Below are 17641 nucleotides of genomic sequence, written 5' to 3' on the forward strand. Positions count from 1 at the left end.
GGGGTGAGGGAGAGAGGGTTAAGCTCCCTTCAACGTCTTGTTGAAGAACTCCAGGGTACGCTCCCAAGCGAGTTTCGCCGCAGCTTCGTCGTAGCGGGGCGTGGTGTCGTTGTGGAAGCCGTGGTTGGCCTTCGGGTAGATGTGGGCGGTGTAGGTCACGCCGGCTTTCTTCAGCGCTTCTTCGTAGGCGGGCCAGCCTTCGTTCACCCGAGTGTCTAGCTCTGCATAGTGCAGCAGAAGGGGGGCTTTGATCTTGGGCACATCTTCTGCGGCGGGCTGGCGGCCGTAGAAGGGCACCGCGGCCTTGATCACGTCCGGGATGCGGTAGGCGAGGGTATTGGAAATCAGTCCGCCAAAGCAGAAGCCGACCACGCCGATTTTGCCGTCGGTGGCAGGATTCTTTTGCAGCCACTCGGCGGCGGCGATGAAGTCCTCCACCATCTCTTTGCCATCGCGTTTGGCCTGCAGTTCCTTGCCTTTTTCATCATCACCCGGGTAGCCTCCTACAGGGAAGAGGGCATCAGGGGCGAAGGCGACGAAACCGGCGGTGCCGAGGCGGCGCGCGACGTCTTCGATGTAGGGATTGAGGCCGCGGTTCTCATGCACCACGATGATGCCCGGCAGTTTGCCGGTGGCGTTGGCGGGCTTCACCAGGAGGCCGCGCATTTTTCCTGCTCCCTTGGGGGAAGGGTATTCTTCGTAACTGGTGGTGATGCGGGCGTCGTCCTTGGCCACCTGGGCGGCGAAGACGTACTTGGGACTGAGGACTTCCAGCAGGGCGGCGGCCGTCATGCCACCCACGGCGAACTTGGATGCCCGGTCCAGAAAGACGCGCCGGTCAATGCGGCTGTGGGCAAAATCATCGTACAGATCCAGCAGTTCCTGGTCGAATTCAGAAGCGATTTTTCGTTCCATAGCCACTCAGCCTAGCGACTGGGGTGGAGTTTGGGAAGTCTCGTCCGATTGCGACGGTGACTGGGACGCGAAAGAATTTTGTCACGTGGGGCCTCCGGGGAAACAAACAGCAGTAAGATGAAGACGTTCCAGGTGTTGGTGCTGACGTGCCTGTGGGCCGTCGGCGGGGCTGGGGCTGCGGCCGCGCAGCGGGGGCAGATCCACGATTCCGACGGACATTCCAATCTGCGTGCCGGGCAGTCGGCTGACGCTGCGGTGATCGCCAAGGTGCCTGCGGGGGAGGTGTTCGACTTCGAGCCTGGTGAGGGCTCGGAATGGTGGCGGGTGACTCTGGCATCGGGCAAAGGGGGCTGGATGCACTATAGCCGCATCATGATGCATGCGGAGATGGCGGACCTTAAAGACGGGGACCCGGGTGATGAACTCGCCCTCTATGGCCAAGGGCGTGGCATCAACTACTACCGCCTGGCCCGTGGGGCGGCCAAAGGCGAGCCCACGGCCGTGAAGGCGTACTTTGCTATCACCGACACGGATGGTGGAACGGCGGAGACGCACTGTGGTTATTTCATGGATGTGATCCATCTCCTCGGAGATGAGAGGTGGAGTGCCTTCCTGGCGGGTCAGTCGCTGGACTATCGCCTCGCGGTGCGGAGTGAGTACATGAAAGCCATGGAGATGGGCGTGTTCGAGCCCATGGGGTATCTCGCCCGACACTTTCCGAAGACGGCGGCGTTGATGTTTCGCAAGGAGATCGTGGACTGGGTGTCTCCAGACGGGAAGTGCGCCGTCCGCAAGGTTTTCAGCACCGCGGAGCCGCGTGAGAACTCGAAGGTGGAGCGGGCGGAGTTGGTGGCCAAAGATAACGGCAGTGTGCTGGCGGAACTCACTCCTGATGACCAGGGCATGGGCATTGACCGTGAAGGACGGGTGTTGTGGAGTCCAGACTCGCGCCGGGTTGCGTTGTATAGTGTCGCGGGAATGTCGGCGGAGACCGTGATCTACCAGGCTGCAGGAACCGCCAAGTTTTCCCGCGTGGAGGTGTCTGAACCGGAACTGCCGGGGCGCGCTGGCGATGCCGAGCTCAAAGGGGCAAAGCAGATCTACACCCACGTGGAGCCATTGAGGTGGGAGTCACCCCAAAGGCTGATCTTGCGTCGGCACGAGTATTGGGAGGGCAAGCATGCGGATGGATCGATCCATTCAATCGGGCGGACCTATCTCATGACCGTGGTCGTGGCCGGCGGTGCCGGGCGGGTGGAGAACGTGGAGGTGGAACGGCGGTAGTCAGTGGGCAGAGGAGAGCGCGGTGGGTTTGTGCTTGCACAACCGCCGATGGGGATCGGAGCGATCAACTTTCGAATGCTGAGTACCGTAAGTGGCCCCATTGCATTTACTGACTTGAGAAAGGACTTCCTCCGTTCACCTACGGTGGTTGTGCAAGCACAAACCGCCGCTCCTTGCATGAGGATCGGCATTTGGTGATTCTGTGAAGACAGATCGACTCAGGTAATCCCGGCGGGACGCCAGCGTCACCTGTCGTGTTAGCAAGCTCTGGGGATGCTTAGGTTGAGATGGGCGTCCAACACCTTGCCCACTGAGAACTGCCTACTGCCCACTGAACTCAAGCCCGCTCCCTCTCCCGTCCCACGCTCAAGGCCCCCGCCGTCGCTTGAATATGCGCCAGGCCCACGGCCAAGGCATCGGCGGCATCGGACGGGGGTGTTTCACGGAGGCGGAGCATGGAGCGCATCATGAAGGCGACCTGTTCCTTGGCGGCGGCGCCTTTGCCCACGGCGGCCTGTTTCACTTCGCGAGGAGCGTAGTCGTAGATGGGCAGACCGTGTTCGGCGGCAGCGATCAAGACCGCACCACGGACGCTGCCGAGGGTGATGGCGGTCTTGTAGCTCTGCACGAAGATGGTGGACTCGATCGCGCAGGACGTGGGGCCAAACTTCTTGATGACCTCGCTCAACTGTTCCCGAATCGCGACAAGGCAGCCGGAGGTGAGGAGCTTGGCGTGATTCTGGATCACGCCATAGGCCAAAGCCGTGGTGGTGCGCCCTTCATGCTGGAGCACGGCCCAGCCGGTATTGCGAAGCGCAGGGTCGACCGCGAGAATGCGGACGGGGGCGGCTGGGGTGGACATGTGGAATGGAACTCGAAGAGGAGAACTTGGACAGAATTAACGGAATTAACGGAATTAACAGAATTCCACTGATCTGAGAGGAGCTTATTCAGGTATGCAGCGGGCCGATGTGGGTTGGTCCACATCGGCTGTCCAAGTTCTAGGAAAAGACAGAGACCGTTGCCACTCAGAGGTAGATCGCCTTGCGCTGTTTCTTCCCGCGGGAGAAGAGCGCGTCCACGGAGAGCCAGCCGGGTCCCTTGATGATGAGCGTGATGGCGATGAGGAGGAAGAGGATGCAGGACTCGGCACCGAAGCTCTGCCCCACGCGATTGCACACCCAGAGTGCCCCCAAGGTGACGGGGATGAAGGCGACCGAGGCAAAGCGGGTGAAGAAGCCGAGGATCCAGCACACGGCGGTGAAGATGGCGATGCCAGCTGCGAAGGCGGCGAGAACTTTTGGCAGGGGGAGGCCGGACTGCTCCACCACGCCGATGACTTCCCAGGGCTCCTGGTGCCAGACGGCGCGCCACGCCAGGAAGGCGTGCTGCCAGGCGTGCATGTAGAGGAGGGTGAGCCCTGCGCCGATGCGCAGAGGGATGACGTCGATCAATGGCTGCTCAGGGCTGCCGGGGGCGGTTTCGTAGGGCATGCCGAAAGGGGTGGTGGAGGTTGCGCAGAGATACGGATCAGAGCGAGTCTGAGAACGTCACAATATCGCCTGGCTCCAGCGGGATCTCACTGTTCAAGTAGTTCACGTGAAAGGCGCGCTGGCCGTTGCGTGTGACATACACGGCCGTGGCCGTGGGATCGCCGGTGCGGCCGCCAGCGTGGCGGAGCACTGAGGCAGGGGTGGCTCCATCAAAGAACTGGATGATGCCGGGCTGCTTGACGGCGCCGCGGAGGCTGAGGAGAGGTGTGTCTTCCACCCGTATGATCTGGACGTTGATCAGAGACTGACCGCGATGACGGCGGAAGGCGCTCTCCAGCGGCAGCACCGCCTCATGCAGGCGCAGGCCGCCTAGCTTGACCGTGCCGTATTTGCCCAGATCCACGAGCCCCTTGTCATCCACCATCACCTTGCCCGCAAACATCTTGCTGGGGGAGATCTGGCCGGCATAGGCCGCAATCTCAAGGGTGTGTCCTGCGCTCAGCGGTTGATTGAGCTGGAAGGGCAGCGAGGGATCGTCAGAAGGAGCCGTGCTGTCGGTGCCCACGAAGGGCACTTTGACCTTCATGTCGGGCAGCTTGGGCATGGAGACCTTGGGAAGCTTTTCCAAGGTGCCACAAGCGGAGAGGGCGAGTGCCAGCGGCAGGCTGAGCAACGAGAGCGGAGAGAGGGGGCGAAGCTTCATGCGGTCCGTCATCATGGACAGACTTCCCCAGGTGACAAGCAGAACTGTGCACCCCGTTTCCGCTCGGGGAATCACAGACCAGACGGATCAAATGGAGGATCAGGCGCGGGCGAGCTTTTCCATGCCGAGCTGCATCAACTGGGCAGCGAGCTCCGGCGTGTAGCGCAGGATGTCGTGGGCAAGGATCTCGAGGTCGAACATGCTCGGCTCGCTCTGGAGACGAGGCTCGAAGGTGAGGTCGGCAGCAGCCAGCATGCCTGACTCAACTTCCGGCGTAAACTGAAGCACCGGAGGAAAGGGGGAGCAGAGTTCCTTGTTCATGAGTGTGGTGGTGATAGGGGGGAAATTAGACCGTCGCGATCTGCACCTTGCCTTCACCCGTGGAGACCCACTCTTTCGGTTTCAGGAGCCCTTTGAGGACCAGCTCCTGAATGGAGTTGTTCAGCAGGTGTTTTGCAACGTCCTGCGGACTTCCCCCACCGAAAATACCCTGCACGGAAAGCACTTCGAGATAGTGCTTGAGCTGGGGCGTGACCGAGATGGTCATGCTTACCGTTTCAACCGTGTTTGCGGGCCGCGCCATGAGTTAAGGCCGGTAAAAACCGGATATTAACCGTGTTTTTACCAGACCTGCGGAATTCCGCAAGTATTAATGGCGTTTAAATGGGGATAATACCGGTCCTTTGGGAGGTTTAAACGGGGTTCTTAACTGGGGGCTGTTTTTGAAAGTCGTTCAGGCTGAAAGATGGATCGCAGATGGCGAAGGTCAAACTGCATGTCCTGAACCACGCCATGGGGGATTTTAATCCCTTCGATATGCATCCAGCCGCGGTAGTTAATTTCGTCCAGGGCCTCTTTCACCCGGCCGAAATTCATGCTGCCTTTGCCATATAAATCGTCGTAGTCCTTCGCATGGACCTCGCAGATCCGCTCCTGGCCGAGGCGGAGGATGGCGGCGTGGACGTCCTCGCTCTCCTTCTGCATGTTCCCCACATCATAGTAGACCTTGATGGCGGGGGATTTCACGGCGTCGAGGATGCGTTCCAGATCGGCGACCTTGAGCCAGGACTCGATCCCGTACGTGATGCCAGCGGCCTCGGCCTTGGGGGCTAGGGTCTTGAGCCGTGCGACGGTGGCGGCAATGCCGACCTCATCCTGGCGGAGATCCCCTTTTCCGAAAAAGGCGAGCAGCACCACCGGGGTCTTGAGCTTCACGGCCACGGGCACGCTATCCAGCACCCACTTCTCGGCGCTGGCTTCGCTCTTGTAGGCAATGGAGTTGAGCACGCCGAGGGCGAGAGAGGGGATGGCAATTCCAGTGGCTTGCGATTTGGCCAGAAATTCCTCCTGGAGCTTGGGATCGTGCAGCGGGAGAGAGCCATCTGCCGCAGGCGTATGGCCGAAGTCCACCTGCACGCCATCGAGACCGATCTCCTTGGCGACGTCGAGCGAGGCGGGATTGGCCGTTTGGCGCAGGGTCCAGTCGCACGCACCAATGCCGGTGAGCTGGCATTTGCCGCCTGAAGCGGCGACACCGTGGGCATTCCAAGCGCCCAAGACGGGCAGCGTGGCAAGGCTCTGGACAAAGTGACGGCGTCTCATCCTTGAGATGGTCTCTAGTTACACCACAACGGGGCGCGGTCGTCAATCCTTTAACAAACCTTTAAGATCTGGGGTGAGGACCTCCTTGTCCGCCAGCAGCTCCTGCCAGGTGACCGCGTGACCCTTGTACGCGGCGCTGCGCACCAGGAGGGAGGTGAGGTTGCTGGTGAGGCTGGGTTCCAGCGTGGAGTTGGTGAAGTCGCCTTCCGTGATGGCCTTGTGGAAGGTGGTCATGTTCTCGCTGATGCCGGTGCGGTAGAGTTCCCGATTCTCGCCACCCCGGTAGAAGGTGTCCGCCCCGCCGCGGATGATGACGTTGCCGCCATACTCGCTGAGGAGGGCTCCTTTGCTGCCGTAGAGGTCGAATCTGATCCCCTCTGGGGCGCCTTGCGCATCGAACTGCCGGGAACTGAAGGTAACGCCGACCTGATTGGGGTACTCCAGCAGGCCGCTGAAAGTATCGTTGGCATCGCCCACATCCACCCGGACCCGGCGGGCGCAGGTGGCGGTGGCCTTGAGCGGACCGGTATTGCCGAAGGCCCAGGACATCATGTCCAGGGTGTGGATGTTCTGCTCCACGACGATGTCGCCACTCAGGGCCTTGTTGAAGACCCAGTTATTAAGGCGATCTTCCGGTGTCGTCCCGGTGCCTTTGGGCTTGAGGCGGCCCGCATGGTAGCGGGCCTCGCCGAAGGCAAGATCGCCGAGCGCTCCGGCCTGCACCCGTTTCATCGCCTCCATGAAGAAGGAGTCGGTGCGGGACTGAAAGTCGATGAGGAAGACTCGCTTCTTGGCGCGGGCCTGCTCGCCGCTGGTGCGCACGCTCTGGATGCCGGGCACATCCACCGCCACCGGTTTGGCAAGATACACATGCAACCCGGCATCCACGGCGGCCTTGGCCTGGGCAGGGTGGAAATAGGGCGGGCTGATGATGGCGATGGCATCCAACCCGCCCTTGGCGATCATTTTCTCTGCGCACTCGAGGCCGGAGAAGGCGCGTTCGGCACCGAGTTGATAGGTGCTGCCCAGCTTCTGAGCCTTGTCCGCGAAGTAGTCTGCGGCACCGCCGATCTCAAAGTAGCCGTTCTCGACAAACATCTTGGCGATCAGTCCGCCGCGTCCGCCACAGCCCACCATGCCGACTTTGATGCGGCTGTTCGCCTGCGAGCCAAAGGCGGTGCGTGCGCTGATAGTGGCCGCCAGGGCGGTGGTGGAGGTTTTGAGGAAAGAGCGGCGGGTGGGCGAGTTCATGGGGGAAAGGGAAACGTCGGCGATTGATGTCGGACGACTACGAACGTGCGGAGGCGGTTCTTGTCATGGGGCGTGGTAGGGCAACCCCATGCGGGATCGGCTGAGCATATAGTGCATGCTCATGGAGGATTCAGTTTTTCCATGAGAGGCAATTGGTCGCTGGACGGGTCGTTGTCGCAGGGCATAGTTTATGAGCCTATCCACATCATGAAAGCGACAGGGAAATGTCCGAAATGCGCCAGTGAGTCGATCATCAAAGATGCTCAGGTCCATGCTCGCGGGTCTGGAAGCTGGAGACAGCCTCTAAAAGTCGAAACCATGGGGAATCCGGACGCGCTGATTTTTAAAGAGGATGTAGAAACTACGGTGTCCGCATGGATTTGTGCCGACTGTGGGTTCACGGAATTCTACACGCATCAGGCATGGCGGTTGCCTCGGTCGTAGGAGAGGAGAGGGGATGCGTGCTGGTTTTCATTGCATCGCGTCACGCGCTGAATGAGCATGATTGGAAAAATCTCCCTACCCATGCCTCTCTCATTGACCAAAGAACAACGGGCGAAAGTCGTCGATTCCCTCCAGCGATTTGCCGATGGCCACCTGGACCAGGAAATGAGTGATCTGCAGGCAGGGGCTTTTCTTGATTACATTCTCAAGGAGATCGCACCTTTTGCCTACAATCAAGGGGTGGAGGATGCGCAGAAGAGCTTGCTCCGGTTCTCCGAAGATCTCTCGGGTTCCTGCTTTGAGGAGCCCATGACCTATTGGGATGAGCGGGGAGCGACGCGGGTGGTGAGACGCAAGCCGTGAGAGGGGGATGGAAGATAGGGGCGGGCGATGCGATTCCTTCGCTCAACTGTGTCGTGAGGGTGCGTCGTACCCGGCTACAAAGCGGTGTCAAGCCGCCGGCACTCCAAGACGCTGGCGCGAATGCGTAGGTGCATTGGGGGAGTGGTAGTGCCTAGAACCTTGTGGGCTAGGTGCTGGCAGATGGGAGTGCTGGGCGGGTTGGTTGACAATTGCCCTTGAGCGACATTGCTGGATGGCACGCCCTTGTTTCACGACAGTGTCTTGGAGTGCCGGTGGCTCGACACCGCTTTCTCACCGTCATCGTGCATCTCCAAGCTGGACGTATGAGCGAAGCCCATTTCAACCGCTCGCGCTTCCCCCAGCCTTCATCAATCCTTCACGTGCAATTCATACTTTGTGCATTGCTGGCAAAACACTGCCGACGCATGTTCCTTTCGAAGTAAACCAACGGACCTGCCTATGACTCCAGCCACTGCCACCCGCCGTTTTCGCATCGTTCTTGGCCTTTTCATCGCGGGGCTGATCGTGAGCGGCGTCACCGCTTTTCCACTGCTCGCGGAAATGAAGCTGCTGGCCAACTCGCTGGGGGTGGGGGATGCAGCTTCCCCGATGGGGCACGACGGCCTCACGTTTTGGATCCTCACGGTGAAGTGCGGACTTGAAGACATGTATGGCCAGTATCCCTGGATCGCCTATGGCACGGACTGGCTGGCGTTTGGGCACATTGTGATCGCCCTGTTCTTCGTCGGTCCCTTGATCAAGCCGAGGGAATCGCGGTTCGCAATCTGGACGGGCATCGCGGCGTGTTTTCTGGTGATCCCACTGGCTCTGATCTGCGGACCGGTGCGCGGTATTCCTTTGTATTGGCGGCTGATTGATTGCTCCTTCGGGGTGTTTGGTGCGGTGCCGTTGTTCTACTGTTTGAGTTTGTTGAAGCGCATCGATTCCACGCGTGAGGTCCAAGGGGCGATTAGATCGCAGACCGCCGTAACTCCTTCGGAGTAGAGTTCGTCATGCATCAACCCGACGTAGACTCGCTCAAGGCTCGCCAACGTCGGGCTTGTAGCCCTATCCTCTTCGAGGAAGAGCTTCTCAGTTCTCAGCCTCCATAGGCTATGCAGGCCCGCCGTGCCGTATGTCAGACCAATGTTAAATAGTCAGGGCGCGGCTTTCACTGACGGCTCACTGCCGCTCTGGCCGCATTCAATCGCCGAACCCTCCTGACCGCCAGAATCGCCAAAGAAACCAGGCAAAGGGCGATCAGGCTGCCTCGAACGAAGCTGGCGGTGGGCAGGGTGATGCCAATGCCGGTGGCGAGAGCCACATACCCCGCCACACAGGCGGGGCACTTGGGAATGAGGGCCAGAGTGGCCGTAGGCAACAGCCAGCCGGCGATCTCGCCACCGCGTCCCCACTTGGAGGCAGAGCGCAGGGGCCCTTGAGCCGGGGCTTTTCCCCGGCTGCAACAGGGTGAGGCTTTCACGCCTGGGATGGGGTTGCGCAGCCACAGCCAGTGGCGCGGGTGGAGCCGGTGGCGATCTCCGGCCAGTAGGGCTTGTCGGAGTCGGCAAACTCCTGCTGGCTTGCCTCATAGCGGTCATGGTAGCGAACCCAGTCCATCGCAAAGGGCAGGTCGTCTTCGTCGCGGCCCTTCGGAACCAGATCGAGGATGCGGTAGGTGCCGAGGAGCTGGTCAAGACCCCGACCGTAGGTGGAGTATGTGTGGAAGATGTCGCCGTTCGCGTCTTTGTAGAAGACGCTGAGACCCGGGGCCTCCTGGCTGGGGAACTCCTGCTCCGTGTAGTTGTAGTGCACCTTTCCTGCGGCCTCCTCAGCGGTGAAGGAGACGTGGAAGTCCTGGTTGAAGTCAGTGTTGTGGGCTGAAACCCAGTTGAAGTGCCAGCCCATGCGTTTCTTGAAGGCGTCGAGCTTGGCAAACGGAGCGTGAGACACGGTCACCAGGGTGACATCGCGTGCCGCCAGGTGGGGCAGGGCCGCATCGTTGTGATCTGAGACGTACGAGCAGCTCGGGCATCCCTCCTGCCAGTCGGGGCCGAACATGAAGTGGTAGATGACGAGCTGGCTGTGGCCGGCAAAGAGGTCCGCCAGGGAGACCTGACCCTCGGGTCCGTCGAAGACGTAGTTCTTCGTCACCTTCACCCACGGGAGTTTGCGGCGTCGCTCGCCCAGTTCGTCGAGGAGCCGGGTCGATTCTTTTTCCTTCTTCAGCAGCTCTTTGCGGGCGGCGATCCATTCGTCTTGTGAGACGATGCGGTGCTGCGGTTGCTGGCTGCTGGATGCGGGTCTGTCCAATGTGGCGTTGGTGCTCATGGTGCTTCTGTTTGTTTGTTTGCTTTGCTTGGCTTGTTTGTGGGCATGACGGTCCCTTTCCAGAGGGGCCTGCCCGTTTCTGGTGATGATGCGTGTCTCACAGGCACGACGAACGAGCGGTCAGCGCCCGGACAAGCGTGCCTGAAAAATCTTCAGAGAAGTGTGGCAGCAGGGGCTGCTACTGTTTCTCCAGATAGTCTGCGAGGGTATCGATGATGCGACCCCAACCACGTGCGTGGTTGTCGCGGCTCTCCGTGGTGGCGAAGCGGGTGTGCGTGAAGAACATTTCCGTCTGCGCGCCACGTGGGATGAACTCCACGGTGATCTCGGTGGTGTTGCCTTCCAGCTCGCCAAACTCGTCCCCACTGCCGTCTTTCTCCCAGTCCCAAGTGTAGACGAGTTTTCCCGGCGGCGTCACTTCCTGGAACACGCCGGCGGCGGTGAAGTACTCGCCATCTTCATCCTGCATCTGGATGCGGAAGCGGCCGCCCACGCGGAGATCCAACTTGGCCGACCGGGTGGTCATCCCGGGCTCGGGCTTCATCCAGAACTGGATGTGCTCCGGTGAGGTCCAGACCTTAAACGCGAGCTCCTGCGGGGCATTCAAGACCCGGCGAAGGATCAAGGTTGCATTGTCCGGCTTCTGCAATTCATTGGTCTGCATCATCTTGTTGGGTCTCCTTCTTTTGTAGTTTTTCCAGGTAAGTGGCGAAGCTGTCCAGGTTGGCATCCCAGAACTTCCGGTATTGATCCAGCCAGGCTTGAGCGTCTTGCATGGGCTTGGGTTCCAGTGTGAGGGAGTGCACCCGCCCGTTGCGTTGCCGCTTCACGAGCCCGGCTTTTTCCAGGACGCCGAGGTGCTTGGAGACTGCCGCCAGCGACATGGCGTGAGGACGCGCCAGATCGGTGACACAGGTCTCTCCAGCAGAAAGCTGGGCCAGCATCTGCCGACGGGTCGGGTCCGCAAGGGCACCGAAGGTCCGGTCAAGCAGTTCTGAGCTATATTCAACCATATGGTTATATATTGCTTGGTTGGGCGGAAACGGCAAGGATAATATTCAACTATTTGGTTGAGGATTTGATTGCAGGGACTTTGGAGTATTCGAGCATTGACGTTTTTGGCGGCTTCGGGGAGCTTTTCCGATGCGCAGGATGCTTTGGATACTGGCATTGATTGTGGTGGTGGGAGCGGGGCTGGGCGTCTCTGCCTACAGGCAATCCCGCGCCTTTCTGCTCACCGCGTCGGATGACCGGTATCAGCTCTGGATGGCTGCGATCAAGGGGTTCAGCGGAACACCGCGCTACGTGGGGAGTATCGGAGACCAATCTTTCTTCCGGGTGGGGGACCTGTTCGTCGCCTGCTACAAGGCGCCCACGGCGAGAGTGAAGCTGCCGTACACGTTCCCGGTGGGCGGCGGTGAGCCTTATCAAGTCACTGCGGCGATGGTGCCTCCTGATTGAGGTCGGGCTTGCAGCCCCAAGCAGGTTGTTGTTTCTGTAAACCTGGGGCGTCTCCCAAAGCTGGTATGAAGCAGGTCCCTTGGCCCTCAGTATCCAGTTGTCTGTTTTGCATTTCAATTCTGGTGTCGAAGGCGTCGCGGCAATCTGACCTGATCTTGACGGATGTCGCGACGGCGTGAATGTGGTGCGCGCTCCTTTTTACGGCTATGACTTCAACCGTTCGACAATCCCTAGGCCTGGTCTCGCTGGTGGTGCGCGACTATGATGAGGCCTTGGACTTCTTCGTCGGCAAGCTTGGCTTTGAGCTCATCGAAGACAAGCCGGTACCAGAGCAGAACAAGCGCTGGGTGGTGATCGCGCCTCCAGGGTCCAAAGGATGCGGCTTGCTGCTGGCCCGCGCTTCGGCCCCGGAGCAGGAATTGCACATAGGCAATCAAACGGGAGGGCGGGTGTTTCTGTTCCTCTACACGGATGACTTCTGGCGTGACTACGAGCGGTTCCAAACACAGGGCATCGAGTTTGTAAGGCCGCCCAAAGAAGAGGTGTACGGCACCGTGGCGGTGTTCAAGGATCTGTATGGCAATCTGTGGGATCTGCTGGAACCGAAATAGAAATCTGCGCTGTAGCACGTTGAATCTTTCTCCATGAAATCCGACTCCCTCACCTGGGCTCCGTTTCAATCTGCTGCTGTGCGTGAGATTTGCGCACACATGACGGAAGCTGAAAAGGCCGGGGCTGCGGCCCGGGCTGCCTTGTATGGCCTGTGGGTAGCTGTGAGCCTTTCGATTCCGTTGCCTTGGGTCTTCATGGCAAAAAGCCATTGGGTCATGGCCATTTGTGTATTGCTGATCGTCACCCACCTGGCGTGCATTCCAGTCTGGCATAAGATGCAGCGGCGCTATCTCTGTGCAACGGCGTGGGCGCGAGCCCAGGGCCTCTTGCCGGACCGGCTGAATTTGTACTCCTTCCGATCTAAACCATGCTAAAACCTATGATCATCAGGCAGAGGGTGCGGCGCGTTTCGCTGTTGGTAGTTCCCCGGGGCACGAGCCTATTGGGACTGATGCTGATGTTGCTTTTCCAAGGGGCTGCTTTGTTTGCCGAACCTCTCGCGCCAGGGTTCTATCCGGTGATATCTGAAGACGGGACCTCGGGCGCAGGCATGCGGGTCTTTGAGGCCGAGAGGAAGGCTGACCGGGTGCTGAATGTTGACTTTGCCAGGGATTTTGATCTCGGGCTGGGCAAGGTGGAAAATGGCATCCGATTCCCAGTGAGGTACAAGTTCGATGAAATTAAGGACTTCCTCAGCGCGGAACGGCACAAGGAATTCGTGGTGGTGAGGTTCGACAAGTCGATCATGTGGAATGAGAAAGTAGTTGTCCAGGACCGCTTGAGCGAGGTGGTCAGCCAGATGAAGGGGGTGGGATACAAGAGGGTGGTGGTGCTTGGTGCCCATGCATCCGGCGTACATGTCCTCATTGACACTGATTCCGAGCCGCGGGGAAAAAGGTGATCCACCCGATCCTGGACTCTTTCCCGGAGGGGTGAATTGAAATGGGCCGCAGCCTTCGGGCAAGGGATGCGTGCGGCCCAACTGCCATCACCTCAGCGGCCTGGTGCCGTGCGGCTCAGCCAGTCGGCAAAGGAGGTGGTGCCCAGGTGAGGATTGGCACCCGGAGTCAGGCTCTGATCATTCACGGGCGTGCCGAAGTAACCGGCGGCATCGTCGGCAATGACGGTGCGGGCGTCCTGATGCGCCTGCAGGTAGGCTTGAACAATTTCGGTGATCGGTTTGGCTTCTGGTCCGGCAAGGTCAAAGGTGCCGTTGAGCGGCTCCGCCACGGCCGCCTCTGCCACGGCCTGGGCGACATCGCCGGAGAAGATGGGCTGCATCAGTGCCGTGGAAAGGCGCACGGTCTCGCCTGATGTGGCGGCCTGGGCGATGCTGCCGACGAACTCAAAGAACTGGGTGGCGCGGACGATGGTGTAAGGAATCGGAGAGGCCTTGATCATGGTTTCCTGAACCATCTTCGCGCGGAAGTAACCGCTGGCGAGCAGCCGCTCGGTGCCGACCACGGAAAGGGCCACATGATGCTTCACCCCGGCGGCCACTTCTGCGGCGGCGAGATTGCGGTTGGAGCTCTCGAAGAACTCCATGACCGCTTTGTCCTCAAAGGAGGGTGAGTTTGACACGTCCACCACGACCTGGGTGCCGACCAGGGCTTCCTGGAGCCCTTCACCCGTCACGGCGTTGATGCCGAGGGAAGGGGAGGCGGGGATGACTTCGTGGCCCAGGAGACGGAGGTTGCTCACCACCTTGGTGCCGATCAAGCCGGTGCCGCCGAGGACGACGATTCTGAGTTTCCCACTGGTGCCGTTGCTGCTGGATGTTTGGTTTTTCATACGGCACCAGCATGCCACGACGACGGAAAATCGGTAGCCACGGCGTGTCTCTATCAGCTATACACTTTTTGCATGACCGCCTTCGAAGACCTCTCGCTGCTTCGCGCCTTCATCAGCATTGTGGAATGCGGGAGCATCTCTGCCGGGGCGCGACGACTTCGCATCACCCAGCCCTCCTTGAGCCGGCAGCTCAAGACCCTGGAAGAGCGCTGCGGCATGGCTCTGCTGAGGCGGGACACGCATCAGATGAGCCTGACGGAGGCGGGACATCGCGTGTTGGCTGATGCTCATGCCTTGCTGGCGCAGGTGGAGGCGGCTGATAAGCGATTGCGGGAAAGTCACACGACGCTGTCCGGACACTTGAGGCTCTTTGCGACGATCGATTTCGGCCAGTTTGGGGCGACCCGGATGATCAGTCAGTTTCTCCTGGCTCATCCCAAGGTGAGTGTCTCCCTGGCGCTGACGAACCGTCCTCTGCACATGATCCAGGAGGGCGCGGATGTGGGCGTCTTGCCCGGCAAGGTGACGGATGAAAGCGTCATCGCACGTCGAGTGGGGGCCTTCTCCTTGATCCTGGCTGCAGCACCCGCGCTGGTGAAACGGCAGCCGCCGGCCAAGAAGCCGGACGATCTGACGCCCTGGCCCTGGATTGCGCTGGCGGGAGCCCAGTTCTGGAACGCACGGGAGCTGGCCCTGCAAGGCCGATCGGGCAAGACACACACCTTGCCCATCAATCCGGTCTTCACCTCAGAAGGGGTGACAAGCTGTCGGGAGGCGGCTCTTTCTGGAGTGGGCGTGACGGTGCTGCCACGATGGATGATCGAGAGCGATCTCAGGGAGGGGAACCTCGTGCAAGTGCTTCCCGACTGGAAGCCTGAAGAGCTCTCTGTCCACGTGATCTATGCCGGGCATCGCCTGCTGCCCGTTCGGGTGAGCGCGTTCATTGATTTTGCGGTGAAGTATTTCTCCAAAGGGGGTGAAGGAGCCATTGGGTGAGGAGTTCGAGGAAGCAAGATGTACAGGTTGATTGAGGTCCGCCCTTGCCGTCTGTGCAGACGGATGATTTCAATTGTTGGCAATGGGTAATTTGCTGTGGTGGCAATGCAGGCTTGCCAGACCCGTTTGACCTCGCTTCAATGGCGCACCTATGAGTTCCGAAGTCGAATACATCACCGTAGCAACTCGTGTCGAAGCGCCTGTGGCGAAAGTCTGGGAGTGCTGGACCAACCCCGATCATATCGTGCAGTGGAATGCCGCATCGGACGACTGGTGCTGCCCCCGGGCCTCGAACGATGTTCGCGTGGGCGGGGAGTTGAACAGCCGCATGGAAGCCCGCGACGGCAGCATGGGGTTTGATTTCTCCGCTACCTATACCGAGGTGGAGCCCAATGCCCTCCTGGCCTTCCGTATGGGAGAGGGGGAAGAAGCGCGCGGCGTGCGGGTGGAGTTCAAGGAGGACGGCGACGGCACGGTGGTGACCGAGACCTTCAAACCCGAGAACACTTTCCCGATCGAGATGCAGCGCGCTGGATGGCAGAGCATCCTGGACCGCTTCAAGGCGCACGCCGAGAGCAGCAAGTAAGTTCGTCGCTTCTGCTGTGCTCAGGACAAAAAGCTGATGGAGCCGGAGAGCCAGGCCATGAAACCATGTGACGTCGGCTCCATCACCACGTCGCTGCTGGGTGCATGGTGCTATCCCGATGGTGGGGATGATGCCAGGCTCTCTTACATGTGGTTCGGAGATCACGGGCAGGCTTTCGAGGCGATTTACAATGCCCACCGTCCTGCGCTGCCCCTCTTCGCCTTTCTACTTTTTGAAGTAGAGTCCCCAACTGAATTTCGCATCCGCACAAGAATAGGCTCTGAAGGCTTGGTGATCAGCTTTCGGTGGGAAGGGGATGAGTTGTGGTTTGCCAATCGTGGCAAGACGTTCCACTGTCGCCGGGTGGCAGATGACGAGGTGCCGGAGTGGTTTCCTCAGTTAGCCGAAAAGTGGAAGATGCGTGAATGAGGTTCCAATGTCTGATCCGACGGCCTACGCCTATTTTGGATTTAAAGGGGACTTCGATCCGTTGGAAGCCTCACGAGCTATTCCAATTCAGCCTGATGAGTGCATCGCGAAGCACTCTCAAAATCCGGAGCACGAAGTGCCCCGGATTTCCATTTTGCGCTATGCTGAAGTCTCCACTTACGACCCTCTGATTGACGCCTACATGCTTGCCGAGAAAGTGGTGGAGAAGTTGGAGCCGCACCAGGAAGCGCTTCGAGGAATGATCGACGCCCACGGTGGCGACGCCGTGCTTGAGGTGGTACTGTACCTTCCTGAGGCAGAGGACGTTTCTCTTCCCATTGTGGGGTTTTCCCAGCGGGTGATTCGCTTTCTGGCTGCAACCGGAGCCTCTATCGATGTCGATTGCTATCGAGGGTGAGGTGCGTGCGTCAGTGCGTCATCTTTCTCGTGTTGACTCATGAACCTTGTTCGTGCGGGCGTAATGGGAAATTGATGCTGAAGGCATCATAGATGGTAGCCAGGGGTCGAGGGAGCAGAGCGACCGAACACCCCTGGTAGTCCCGCCCCCGCCATGCATCCTGAAGGGATGCCAGAAGTTGGGAGGTTCAATGGCAGTATCCCCTCCCGTACTTGGAAGGGTATTTTGTGATTCCCAATCCCGATCCTTTGGTGTGAGATTGGAAAAACCCATTTTGCATCATGCCTTCCACCTTGAGCAAACTCAAAGCCCTTCAGAAAAAGTCCGCTGAGAAGGGCCATTGGCAAGTGGCGGCGGCCATTTCCATGTTGATGGCGGATGAGACCTCGTTGGATGCTCGCATCAACCTCGTCGGGGCGATGCACGAGGTGGGGCTGCTCTCCAATAGCCTGGAGCCGTGGTGGAAGGAATGGCGTACTGACGACCAGACCTCCGCAGAATGGGCCGGACGTTGTCTGGACCGTCTCAAGTCCGTGGACACAGACTACTGGGCGCTGACGGGGTTACTGGGCCTCCCGCTGGAAGCGGCAACTGGCGCCCTGGCTGCGAGGAACTATCATCTGCTCGGGATCCGGTTTGCCACCACATACAAGGACGGCCGGTGGTTGATTGCGACGTTCTGCTTACAGCGTCCCTCACCCATGTCCAAGGTGGCTGCCCCCATCGTCGAGGTCGGCTGGAGTGAGGGCGTGGTGACGGAGGCCTCGCGGTGGCGTGCAGTGATTCTCTCTGAGCAGCGCGAAGTGGCTGGAAACCTGTTTGGAGAGGGCAGTGGCACCTACTATCTGCGGGCCAAGTTGCCTTATGGCTGCTGGCGCATTGCCGAGGATGTCTTTGAGCTGCGTGAAGACTGGATGGTGCCGAAGTCGGAAACGCCACTAGCGGACTATCCGGTTTTTTGA

At 59.7% G+C, this 17641-nt stretch carries 25 protein-coding genes; 12 read left to right on the forward strand and 13 right to left on the reverse strand.

Annotated features, from left to right (window positions below; genetic code table 11):
* Nucleotides 1-18: 18 nt before the first annotated feature.
* Complete coding sequence (locus BV106_RS15035; protein ID WP_038166010.1) at nucleotides 19-915, reverse strand: dienelactone hydrolase family protein; 897 nt, start codon at nucleotides 913-915, stop codon at nucleotides 19-21.
* 117 nt (nucleotides 916-1032) lie between these two features.
* On the opposite strand from BV106_RS15035, the gene BV106_RS15040 reads away from it, so the two are divergent.
* A complete protein-coding gene (locus BV106_RS15040) occupies nucleotides 1033-2199 on the forward strand; it encodes an SH3 domain-containing protein (protein ID WP_038166012.1) in 1167 nt (388 codons plus the stop codon).
* Nucleotides 2200-2536: 337 nt separating this feature from the next.
* Here BV106_RS15040 and ruvC read toward each other — a convergent pair whose 3' ends face one another.
* From ruvC to BV106_RS15075, 7 genes are all read right to left on the reverse strand, one after another.
* Nucleotides 2537-3061, reverse strand: a complete 525-nt coding sequence (ruvC, locus tag BV106_RS15045; protein ID WP_038166013.1) for a crossover junction endodeoxyribonuclease RuvC — start codon at nucleotides 3059-3061, stop codon at nucleotides 2537-2539.
* Nucleotides 3062-3227: 166 nt separating this feature from the next.
* Nucleotides 3228-3692, reverse strand: a complete 465-nt coding sequence (locus BV106_RS15050) for a DoxX family protein (RefSeq protein ID WP_038166015.1) — start codon at nucleotides 3690-3692, stop codon at nucleotides 3228-3230.
* Nucleotides 3693-3729: 37 nt separating this feature from the next.
* Nucleotides 3730-4395: a hypothetical protein gene (locus BV106_RS15055; RefSeq protein ID WP_265595695.1), complete on the reverse strand. Its 666-nt coding sequence runs from the start codon at nucleotides 4393-4395 to the stop codon at nucleotides 3730-3732.
* A 99-nt stretch (nucleotides 4396-4494) separates the two neighbouring features.
* Nucleotides 4495-4716 (reverse strand): hypothetical protein, encoded by a 222-nt coding sequence (locus BV106_RS15060; RefSeq protein WP_009960066.1) that lies wholly within the window; start codon nucleotides 4714-4716, stop codon nucleotides 4495-4497.
* Nucleotides 4717-4741: 25 nt separating this feature from the next.
* Nucleotides 4742-4978, reverse strand: a complete 237-nt coding sequence (locus BV106_RS15065; RefSeq protein WP_038166023.1) for a hypothetical protein — start codon at nucleotides 4976-4978, stop codon at nucleotides 4742-4744.
* Nucleotides 4979-5100: 122 nt separating this feature from the next.
* The gene (locus tag BV106_RS15070; RefSeq protein ID WP_038166025.1) at nucleotides 5101-5997 is read right to left on the reverse strand and encodes a sugar phosphate isomerase/epimerase family protein; all 897 of its coding nucleotides are present in this window, start codon (nucleotides 5995-5997) and stop codon (nucleotides 5101-5103) included.
* A 42-nt stretch (nucleotides 5998-6039) separates the two neighbouring features.
* Nucleotides 6040-7248, reverse strand: a complete 1209-nt coding sequence (locus BV106_RS15075) for a Gfo/Idh/MocA family oxidoreductase (RefSeq protein WP_038166026.1) — start codon at nucleotides 7246-7248, stop codon at nucleotides 6040-6042.
* Between the two features lie 525 nt (nucleotides 7249-7773).
* Between BV106_RS15075 and BV106_RS15085 the strand changes: the two genes are divergently transcribed.
* Both BV106_RS15085 and BV106_RS15090 read left to right on the forward strand, forming a co-directional pair.
* The gene (locus BV106_RS15085; RefSeq protein ID WP_038166116.1) at nucleotides 7774-8055 is read left to right on the forward strand and encodes a DUF2164 domain-containing protein; all 282 of its coding nucleotides are present in this window, start codon (nucleotides 7774-7776) and stop codon (nucleotides 8053-8055) included.
* 459 nt (nucleotides 8056-8514) lie between these two features.
* Nucleotides 8515-9060, forward strand: coding sequence for a hypothetical protein (locus BV106_RS15090; protein WP_038166028.1), 546 nt, complete (start codon nucleotides 8515-8517; stop codon nucleotides 9058-9060).
* Between the two features lie 166 nt (nucleotides 9061-9226).
* Here BV106_RS15090 and BV106_RS15095 read toward each other — a convergent pair whose 3' ends face one another.
* The 4 genes from BV106_RS15095 to BV106_RS15110 all read right to left on the reverse strand — a co-directional run bounded on the left by BV106_RS15095 (nucleotide 9227) and on the right by BV106_RS15110 (nucleotide 11399).
* The gene (locus BV106_RS15095; RefSeq protein ID WP_051945897.1) at nucleotides 9227-9538 is read right to left on the reverse strand and encodes a hypothetical protein; all 312 of its coding nucleotides are present in this window, start codon (nucleotides 9536-9538) and stop codon (nucleotides 9227-9229) included.
* Nucleotides 9535-10386 carry a DUF899 domain-containing protein gene (locus tag BV106_RS15100; RefSeq protein WP_038166030.1) on the reverse strand — a complete coding sequence of 284 codons (852 nt, stop codon included), beginning with the start codon at nucleotides 10384-10386 and terminating at the stop codon, nucleotides 9535-9537. Before BV106_RS15100 ends, BV106_RS15095 begins: the two co-directional genes overlap by 4 nt.
* Nucleotides 10387-10564: 178 nt before the next feature.
* Entirely contained in the window at nucleotides 10565-11053 is a 489-nt protein-coding gene (locus BV106_RS35640; RefSeq protein WP_265595696.1) for an SRPBCC domain-containing protein, read from the reverse strand.
* A complete protein-coding gene (locus BV106_RS15110; RefSeq protein ID WP_038166032.1) occupies nucleotides 11037-11399 on the reverse strand; it encodes a metalloregulator ArsR/SmtB family transcription factor in 363 nt (120 codons plus the stop codon). Before BV106_RS15110 ends, BV106_RS35640 begins: the two co-directional genes overlap by 17 nt.
* A gap of 139 nt (nucleotides 11400-11538) precedes the next feature.
* On the opposite strand from BV106_RS15110, the gene BV106_RS15115 reads away from it, so the two are divergent.
* From BV106_RS15115 to BV106_RS15130, 4 genes are all read left to right on the forward strand, one after another.
* The gene (locus tag BV106_RS15115; protein WP_265595697.1) at nucleotides 11539-11847 is read left to right on the forward strand and encodes a hypothetical protein; all 309 of its coding nucleotides are present in this window, start codon (nucleotides 11539-11541) and stop codon (nucleotides 11845-11847) included.
* A 206-nt stretch (nucleotides 11848-12053) separates the two neighbouring features.
* The gene (locus BV106_RS15120) at nucleotides 12054-12458 is read left to right on the forward strand and encodes a VOC family protein (RefSeq protein WP_038166034.1); all 405 of its coding nucleotides are present in this window, start codon (nucleotides 12054-12056) and stop codon (nucleotides 12456-12458) included.
* A 33-nt stretch (nucleotides 12459-12491) separates the two neighbouring features.
* Nucleotides 12492-12833, forward strand: a complete 342-nt coding sequence (locus tag BV106_RS15125) for a hypothetical protein (protein WP_265595698.1) — start codon at nucleotides 12492-12494, stop codon at nucleotides 12831-12833.
* A 5-nt stretch (nucleotides 12834-12838) separates the two neighbouring features.
* A complete protein-coding gene (locus tag BV106_RS15130) occupies nucleotides 12839-13360 on the forward strand; it encodes a hypothetical protein (protein WP_038166038.1) in 522 nt (173 codons plus the stop codon).
* A gap of 92 nt (nucleotides 13361-13452) precedes the next feature.
* Here the strand turns inward: BV106_RS15130 and BV106_RS15135 are convergent, their stop codons facing one another.
* A complete protein-coding gene (locus BV106_RS15135; RefSeq protein WP_051945900.1) occupies nucleotides 13453-14250 on the reverse strand; it encodes an SDR family oxidoreductase in 798 nt (265 codons plus the stop codon).
* A gap of 72 nt (nucleotides 14251-14322) precedes the next feature.
* Between BV106_RS15135 and BV106_RS15140 the strand changes: the two genes are divergently transcribed.
* The 5 genes from BV106_RS15140 to BV106_RS15160 all read left to right on the forward strand — a co-directional run bounded on the left by BV106_RS15140 (nucleotide 14323) and on the right by BV106_RS15160 (nucleotide 17641).
* A complete protein-coding gene (locus BV106_RS15140) occupies nucleotides 14323-15246 on the forward strand; it encodes a LysR family transcriptional regulator (protein ID WP_038166040.1) in 924 nt (307 codons plus the stop codon).
* Nucleotides 15247-15397: 151 nt separating this feature from the next.
* Nucleotides 15398-15832, forward strand: coding sequence for an SRPBCC family protein (locus BV106_RS15145; protein ID WP_038166043.1), 435 nt, complete (start codon nucleotides 15398-15400; stop codon nucleotides 15830-15832).
* A 57-nt stretch (nucleotides 15833-15889) separates the two neighbouring features.
* Nucleotides 15890-16261 (forward strand): hypothetical protein, encoded by a 372-nt coding sequence (locus tag BV106_RS15150; protein WP_265593462.1) that lies wholly within the window; start codon nucleotides 15890-15892, stop codon nucleotides 16259-16261.
* A 7-nt stretch (nucleotides 16262-16268) separates the two neighbouring features.
* Nucleotides 16269-16679 (forward strand): DUF4279 domain-containing protein, encoded by a 411-nt coding sequence (locus tag BV106_RS15155; protein WP_038166046.1) that lies wholly within the window; start codon nucleotides 16269-16271, stop codon nucleotides 16677-16679.
* A gap of 281 nt (nucleotides 16680-16960) precedes the next feature.
* Nucleotides 16961-17641 (forward strand): hypothetical protein, encoded by a 681-nt coding sequence (locus BV106_RS15160; RefSeq protein ID WP_038166048.1) that lies wholly within the window; start codon nucleotides 16961-16963, stop codon nucleotides 17639-17641.

The organism is Verrucomicrobium sp. BvORR106, assembly GCF_000739655.1.
GTDB lineage: Bacteria > Verrucomicrobiota > Verrucomicrobiia > Verrucomicrobiales > Verrucomicrobiaceae > Verrucomicrobium.

Bases quoted from the DNA above. Each gene is read 5' to 3' on its own strand.
- BV106_RS15035 (WP_038166010.1), bottom strand. From the start codon at position 915: ATGGAACGAAAAATCGCTTCTGAATTCGACCAGGAACTGCTGGATCTG.
- BV106_RS15040 (WP_038166012.1), top strand. From the start codon at position 1,033: ATGAAGACGTTCCAGGTGTTGGTGCTGACGTGCCTGTGGGCCGTCGGC.
- ruvC (WP_038166013.1), bottom strand. From the start codon at position 3,061: ATGTCCACCCCAGCCGCCCCCGTCCGCATTCTCGCGGTCGACCCTGCG.
- BV106_RS15050 (WP_038166015.1), bottom strand. From the start codon at position 3,692: ATGCCCTACGAAACCGCCCCCGGCAGCCCTGAGCAGCCATTGATCGAC.
- BV106_RS15055 (WP_265595695.1), bottom strand. From the start codon at position 4,395: ATGAAGCTTCGCCCCCTCTCTCCGCTCTCGTTGCTCAGCCTGCCGCTG.
- BV106_RS15060 (WP_009960066.1), bottom strand. From the start codon at position 4,716: ATGAACAAGGAACTCTGCTCCCCCTTTCCTCCGGTGCTTCAGTTTACG.
- BV106_RS15065 (WP_038166023.1), bottom strand. From the start codon at position 4,978: ATGGCGCGGCCCGCAAACACGGTTGAAACGGTAAGCATGACCATCTCG.
- BV106_RS15070 (WP_038166025.1), bottom strand. From the start codon at position 5,997: ATGAGACGCCGTCACTTTGTCCAGAGCCTTGCCACGCTGCCCGTCTTG.
- BV106_RS15075 (WP_038166026.1), bottom strand. From the start codon at position 7,248: ATGAACTCGCCCACCCGCCGCTCTTTCCTCAAAACCTCCACCACCGCC.
- BV106_RS15085 (WP_038166116.1), top strand. From the start codon at position 7,774: ATGCCTCTCTCATTGACCAAAGAACAACGGGCGAAAGTCGTCGATTCC.
- BV106_RS15090 (WP_038166028.1), top strand. From the start codon at position 8,515: ATGACTCCAGCCACTGCCACCCGCCGTTTTCGCATCGTTCTTGGCCTT.
- BV106_RS15100 (WP_038166030.1), bottom strand. From the start codon at position 10,386: ATGAGCACCAACGCCACATTGGACAGACCCGCATCCAGCAGCCAGCAA.
- BV106_RS35640 (WP_265595696.1), bottom strand. From the start codon at position 11,053: ATGATGCAGACCAATGAATTGCAGAAGCCGGACAATGCAACCTTGATC.
- BV106_RS15110 (WP_038166032.1), bottom strand. From the start codon at position 11,399: ATGGTTGAATATAGCTCAGAACTGCTTGACCGGACCTTCGGTGCCCTT.
- BV106_RS15115 (WP_265595697.1), top strand. From the start codon at position 11,539: ATGCTTTGGATACTGGCATTGATTGTGGTGGTGGGAGCGGGGCTGGGC.
- BV106_RS15120 (WP_038166034.1), top strand. From the start codon at position 12,054: ATGACTTCAACCGTTCGACAATCCCTAGGCCTGGTCTCGCTGGTGGTG.
- BV106_RS15125 (WP_265595698.1), top strand. From the start codon at position 12,492: ATGAAATCCGACTCCCTCACCTGGGCTCCGTTTCAATCTGCTGCTGTG.
- BV106_RS15130 (WP_038166038.1), top strand. From the start codon at position 12,839: ATGATCATCAGGCAGAGGGTGCGGCGCGTTTCGCTGTTGGTAGTTCCC.
- BV106_RS15135 (WP_051945900.1), bottom strand. From the start codon at position 14,250: ATGAAAAACCAAACATCCAGCAGCAACGGCACCAGTGGGAAACTCAGA.
- BV106_RS15140 (WP_038166040.1), top strand. From the start codon at position 14,323: ATGACCGCCTTCGAAGACCTCTCGCTGCTTCGCGCCTTCATCAGCATT.
- BV106_RS15145 (WP_038166043.1), top strand. From the start codon at position 15,398: ATGAGTTCCGAAGTCGAATACATCACCGTAGCAACTCGTGTCGAAGCG.
- BV106_RS15150 (WP_265593462.1), top strand. From the start codon at position 15,890: ATGAAACCATGTGACGTCGGCTCCATCACCACGTCGCTGCTGGGTGCA.
- BV106_RS15155 (WP_038166046.1), top strand. From the start codon at position 16,269: ATGTCTGATCCGACGGCCTACGCCTATTTTGGATTTAAAGGGGACTTC.
- BV106_RS15160 (WP_038166048.1), top strand. From the start codon at position 16,961: ATGCCTTCCACCTTGAGCAAACTCAAAGCCCTTCAGAAAAAGTCCGCT.